We start from the raw sequence: 5,028 nt of genomic DNA on the forward strand, positions 1-5,028 counted from the left end.
CGCACTAAAGAAATTTAATAAAATAAAAGTTTAAACCACTTCTATAATGATTACGGGTTATAAGTAACTGCCGCATATATTTTTCCAGGAATAAAAAATCGGCCAGTTTACCTAGTATGCCTAAAGGGCTCCTATAGTAAAACATATCGGTCATTGTGGTTTTTCTGTCCTGTTGCTTAAAGTGATGCTCATGCCTGAAGCTTTTAAACGGCCCGGATACCATTTCATCAGTAAAATACGAAGGTGCATCATATTCAGAAATTCTTGATGACAGCACAAGCCAAAGGCCCAGGTGCCTGGCGCGCCACGTAACGCTTTCGCCTAATCCTATTAATCCTGAAGTAACTCCGGCAATTGCCTCTTCCCCTGTATGAGCTGTGGACAGTTTATGAAGGTCTATACTGCGGGAGAGGTCAAATACTAGATCTACAGGGGCAGCAATAACAGTTTCAATTTTTATTATTGGCACCGCTGCTTAATTAGACACCCTGATTACTGAAGCGCTTACTACCTGTACCCTGTAGCTTTTCAGGGGGTATTGTACGCCAGCCCCCAGCCCGGTAAACAGGCTGTATTCTACCCCATCGCAGGGGCATACAGCATTAATACCTTCAATGTCAAGCTGTGAGCATGATGTAATGTTCTGGTTTGGGCAGGTGGCTTCAAAAGCTGTGTAGCCACTACCGGTATTCATCACTATGACGCCATTGATACCCACACCCGACTGGTTAATAAACACGGGATTGCCGGTAAAATTAAGCGGTGAGTACAACGGCAGGTCTTTATTAATATCAATTGAAAAATTATAATTGGGCAGGAATGGGTTCTGGTTATTATTGTCGTCATTATTGCAGCCGGCAATAAGCAAAAGAGCAAATAAAAGCACTACATACTTCTTCATCAGATAAAATTTACAATATAATTACGAAACAAATTTAAATTAATTAACTTTGGCAAGCGCATGCACCGGTTTAAAAATTGAAATAACAAAAAAATAATACTATCTTTGTAGAAAGAAATCCCGCTGCCATGGGATTTTTTCTATTTTATATAAACGATGAAGTTATGAGTACAGTATCTTATTACACAGCAGAAGGATTAAAAAAATTAAAAGACGAGCTGGAGTACCTTAAGAGTGTGGAACGCCCTAAAGCCTCAGAGGCCATTGCCGAGGCAAGAGATAAAGGAGACCTTTCTGAAAATGCCGAGTACGACGCTGCCAAAGAAGCGCAGGGGCTGCTTGAGCTGAAAATAGCCAAGATGGAAGAACTGGTATCCAATGCAAGGCTCATTGATGAATCACAGCTTGACATATCAAAAGTACTGGTATTGTCCACCGTGAAGATACGCAATAAGGCTAACGGCATGGAAATGAAATATACGCTGGTTGCAGAAAGCGAGGCCGACCTCAAGTCCGGTAAAATATCAGTAACGTCGCCTATTGGCAAAGGCCTGCTTGGAAAATCAGCAGGTGAAGTCGCCGAAATTAAAGTACCTAACGGTACACTCAATTTTGAGATACTTGAAATTACCAGAGATTAAGGCCTGCCATGAGTACAATATTTACCCGGATAGTGAACGGCGAAATACCCGCTTATAAAGTAGCAGAGGACGACAGCTTCCTTGCTTTTCTTGACGTAAACCCCAATGCCAAAGGCCACACCTTGTGCATACCGAAACAGGAAGTGAACAAACTCTTTGATATGGACGAAGAACACTACATGGGACTGATGGCCTTTAGCCGTAAAGTAGCCAAAGCGCTGGAAAAAACGGTTCCCTGCAAAAGAATTGGCGTAGCCGTGGTGGGGCTCGAAGTCCCGCATGTGCATGTGCACCTTATCCCCATCAATGATATGGAGGATATGCGGTTCATCAAAAAAGTAAAGCCTGAAAAAGAAGAATTTGAACAACTGGCAAAAGAAATAAACGCTAATTTATAGAAAAGGCACCTTACAGGTGCTTTTTTTGGGTTATGGCAGCCGAATACCTCAAAATACTGCAAACGGTTACTCATTATAGCCTGCACTTTATGGCGCCGGGGCTTTTAGCATGGCTATTTTTCAGGGATAAATGGAAAAAAGCATGGCTTGTAATGATAGCCACCATGCTGGTCGACCTTGACCACCTGCTGGCTACCCCAATATTCGAGCCGGGCAGGTGCAGTATCGGCTTCCACCCGCTACACAGCTATCCCGCTATTGCCGTTTATGTACTCTTACTGTTATTTCCTAAAGCAAGGATAGTGGCCACCGGGCTACTGTTCCATATGGCTACTGATTTCCAGGATTGCCTCTGGACACATTATATCAATACGCTTTAGTGTACCGTTTTGTAACTGGCCTGCATAATAGTGCCTTTGCCTACTTCTGAGGTAAGCACTTTTATTTTTCCTTTATGATATTCCTCCACTATCCGGCGTGTCAGTGAAAGGCCCAGGCCCCACCCCCTTTTTTTAGTAGTAAATCCGGGTTCAAACACTTTTTTGAACTGCGATTTTGGAATGCCTTTACCCGAATCGCAAATCTTTATTTTCACAATATTTTCCTTCTCCTGAATTATAACTGACAGGCTGCCCCTGCCTTTCATGGCATCTATGGCATTCTTTACCAGGTTTTCTATCGTCCAGCTGTGCAGCTCAGGGTTCAGCATTACCCTTACAGGATGACCAGGCGCCTTAAAGCTGAACGCAATCTGGTTTGAGGCGCGGCTTTTAAGGTACTCATACGTTTTGGCGGTTTCTTCTACTATATCTTTTTCAGTCAGTACCGGTTCTGAGCCGATTTTGCTAAAGCGTTCGGCAATGGTTTGCAGCCGGTGTACATCTTTTTCCACTTCCGTCACGGTAGTTTCATCCACATTGTCGGCCTTCATGATTTCAATCCAGCCCAAAAGTGATGACAGGGGTGTCCCTATCTGGTGGGCAGTCTCTTTGGCCATACCGGCCCACAGGCGGTTTTCGGTTGCCATTTTGCTGGCCCTGTAGAAAATGAAAATAATAGCCGCGAAAAGCACCACTACAAATACAAGCGTTACAGGAAAGTATTTGAGATTGTTCAATAACTGCGAATTTCCGTAATAAAGGTACTGGTAGTTATCCTGCGAAATCCTGAACCTTATGGGGGTATTGTCTTTTTTTATGCTTTCGAGGAACTGCCTGGCCCTTACCGTATCTTTTTCAACTTCTTCCGGGATATTATTGGTTTTCAGTATAATGCCATTACTATCGGTAACTATCATAGGGACAGTCTTATTGCTTTCCAGTATGGCCAGGGGAAGGTCAAGCGGCGTGTTTTCGTCTGATATGTTTATGGTATGTTGGGCAAGGGCCCACAGCTCTACCCTCCTTCGTTCATCTTCCTTGAAAATATTGAAGAAATGGTATGTGTTCCACAAAATCATCACCACAATAAGAAAAGACGATGCCACAATGCCCCATCGGGTAATATTACTCCTGTCAGTAATCTGCATAAATAAAAATTTGTGGCTTAAAGATAGTAAAAGTTACTAATGCGGTGCTTATTAATAGTGTGGCAGTATAACGGAAACCTTATAATACAATTTTACAATGGGTTAAAAAAGGCTTATCAACATTTTAATACGGCGGAACATTTATCTTTGCACAAATACTGTAACAATATGCTGAGCATTGACCCTAAAGAACTACCTACGCCCAAACTACAGGGATACCTGCAAAGCGCCGTGGGGCCGCGCCCTATAGCTTTTGCCAGCACACTGGATAAGGATGGCACGCCAAACCTGTCGCCTTTCAGTTTTTTTAATGTTTTTAGCGCTAACCCGCCCATACTTATATTCTCCCCCTCGAGGAGGGTGCGCGATAATACCGTGAAGCACACGCTCATTAATGCGGAACTGAACCGCGAAGTGGTTATCAATGTAGTCAACTACGCTATAGTACAGCAGGCATCGCTCTCAAGCACCGAATATGCTGATGGCGTAAATGAATTTGAAAAAGCCGGGCTCACCATGCTGCCTTCAGCTATTGTGAAGCCTTTCCGTGTGAAAGAATCTCCTGTGCAGTTTGAATGCCGTGTAAATGATATCATTGCCCTTGGCACCGGTGGAGGCGCAGGCAACCTTATACTATGCGAAGTACTGAAGATGCACATTGATGAAGCCATACTGGATGCCGGAGGGAATATAGACCAGCATAAGATTGACCTGGTAGCACGGCTGGGTGCCAACTGGTATAGCCGCAGCAACATGGGGCTGTTTGAAGTGGAAAAGCCGCTTACAACATTGGGCATAGGAGTGGACACCATTCCGCAATTTATAAAAGACAGCCCGGTGTTTGACGGTAACGATTTAGGGAAATTAGGCAATATAGAAGCGTTGCCCACTGAAGAAGAAATCAATATATTTGTAAAAGAGAACTTTAAGGTAAAAGCCGTTTTAAGCGCTGATGACGATGATAAAAAGCACCGCCTGGCCAAGGAATACCTTGACAATAATCAGGTAATGCAGGCATGGAAAGTGCTGCTGGCCCAAAAGGAATATAAATAAATATTAACGATAGCTGCCCTCTGAGGCAGAAAAACAACAATTAATTATGGAAGTTACAGGAAGAATTAAAATGATTGATGAAACCAAATCCTTTGGGGCAAACGGTTTCAGGAAAAGGGAAATGGTGGTTACAACCGATGAGCAGTACCCGCAGCACATCCTTATTGAATTTACGCAGGACAAATGCGACCTGCTTAACAACTATACGGTTGGGGAGCCTGTAAAAGTTTCCATAAACCTCAGGGGTAGGGAATGGGTAAACCCGCAGGGTGAAACAAAATATTTCAACGCTATACAGGGCTGGAGGATTGAAAAGCCGCAGGCCGAAGCGCCGCAGGCAGGCTACCAGCAGGCGCCGCAGGGCTACCAGCAGCCACAGGCCCCTGCCAGGCAGGATTCTTTTGAGCCGGCCAGCAACTTCAGGGAAGAAGAGCACGATGACCTTCCTTTCTAGAAAAACAATGAAGCCGTCTCACAACTTGAGACGGTTTTTTTACGTTTTTCTTG

At 44.0% G+C, this 5,028-nt stretch carries 8 protein-coding genes; 5 read left to right on the forward strand and 3 right to left on the reverse strand.

The features are described 5' to 3' along the window. Positions 1 to 4 precede the first annotated feature (4 nt). Both CHU92_RS03825 and CHU92_RS03830 read right to left on the reverse strand, forming a co-directional pair. The gene (locus CHU92_RS03825; protein WP_094412776.1) at positions 5 to 469 is read right to left on the reverse strand and encodes an SRPBCC family protein; all 465 of its coding nucleotides are present in this window, start codon (positions 467 to 469) and stop codon (positions 5 to 7) included. 6 nt (positions 470 to 475) lie between these two features. Further along, positions 476 to 901, reverse strand: a complete 426-nt coding sequence (locus tag CHU92_RS03830) for a Rieske (2Fe-2S) protein (protein WP_094412778.1) — start codon at positions 899 to 901, stop codon at positions 476 to 478. Positions 902 to 1,065: 164 nt separating this feature from the next. Between CHU92_RS03830 and greA the strand changes: the two genes are divergently transcribed. The 3 genes from greA to CHU92_RS03845 are packed head-to-tail and all read left to right on the forward strand — an operon-like array spanning position 1,066 to position 2,320. After that, positions 1,066 to 1,542, forward strand: a complete 477-nt coding sequence (gene greA, locus CHU92_RS03835; protein WP_094412790.1) for a transcription elongation factor GreA — start codon at positions 1,066 to 1,068, stop codon at positions 1,540 to 1,542. A gap of 8 nt (positions 1,543 to 1,550) precedes the next feature. Further along, complete coding sequence (locus CHU92_RS03840) at positions 1,551 to 1,940, forward strand: HIT family protein (RefSeq protein WP_094412780.1); 390 nt, start codon at positions 1,551 to 1,553, stop codon at positions 1,938 to 1,940. Positions 1,941 to 1,972: 32 nt separating this feature from the next. Continuing rightward, positions 1,973 to 2,320, forward strand: a complete 348-nt coding sequence (locus CHU92_RS03845) for a DUF6122 family protein (RefSeq protein ID WP_094412782.1) — start codon at positions 1,973 to 1,975, stop codon at positions 2,318 to 2,320. On the opposite strand, the gene CHU92_RS03850 is transcribed toward CHU92_RS03845, so the two are convergent. Further along, the gene (locus tag CHU92_RS03850; protein WP_094412784.1) at positions 2,317 to 3,468 is read right to left on the reverse strand and encodes a sensor histidine kinase; all 1,152 of its coding nucleotides are present in this window, start codon (positions 3,466 to 3,468) and stop codon (positions 2,317 to 2,319) included. The genes CHU92_RS03845 and CHU92_RS03850 overlap by 4 nt on opposite strands. Before the next feature lie 168 nt (positions 3,469 to 3,636). On the opposite strand from CHU92_RS03850, the gene CHU92_RS03855 reads away from it, so the two are divergent. Together CHU92_RS03855 and CHU92_RS03860 are read left to right on the forward strand one after the other, a co-directional pair. Then, positions 3,637 to 4,521, forward strand: coding sequence for a flavin reductase family protein (locus CHU92_RS03855; protein ID WP_094412786.1), 885 nt, complete (start codon positions 3,637 to 3,639; stop codon positions 4,519 to 4,521). A gap of 46 nt (positions 4,522 to 4,567) precedes the next feature. Then, positions 4,568 to 4,975, forward strand: a complete 408-nt coding sequence (locus CHU92_RS03860; RefSeq protein ID WP_094412788.1) for a DUF3127 domain-containing protein — start codon at positions 4,568 to 4,570, stop codon at positions 4,973 to 4,975. Positions 4,976 to 5,028 lie beyond the last annotated feature (53 nt).

Origin of the sequence: Flavobacterium cyanobacteriorum (assembly GCF_002251835.1) — a bacterium.
Lineage (GTDB): Bacteria > Bacteroidota > Bacteroidia > Flavobacteriales > Flavobacteriaceae > Flavobacterium > Flavobacterium cyanobacteriorum.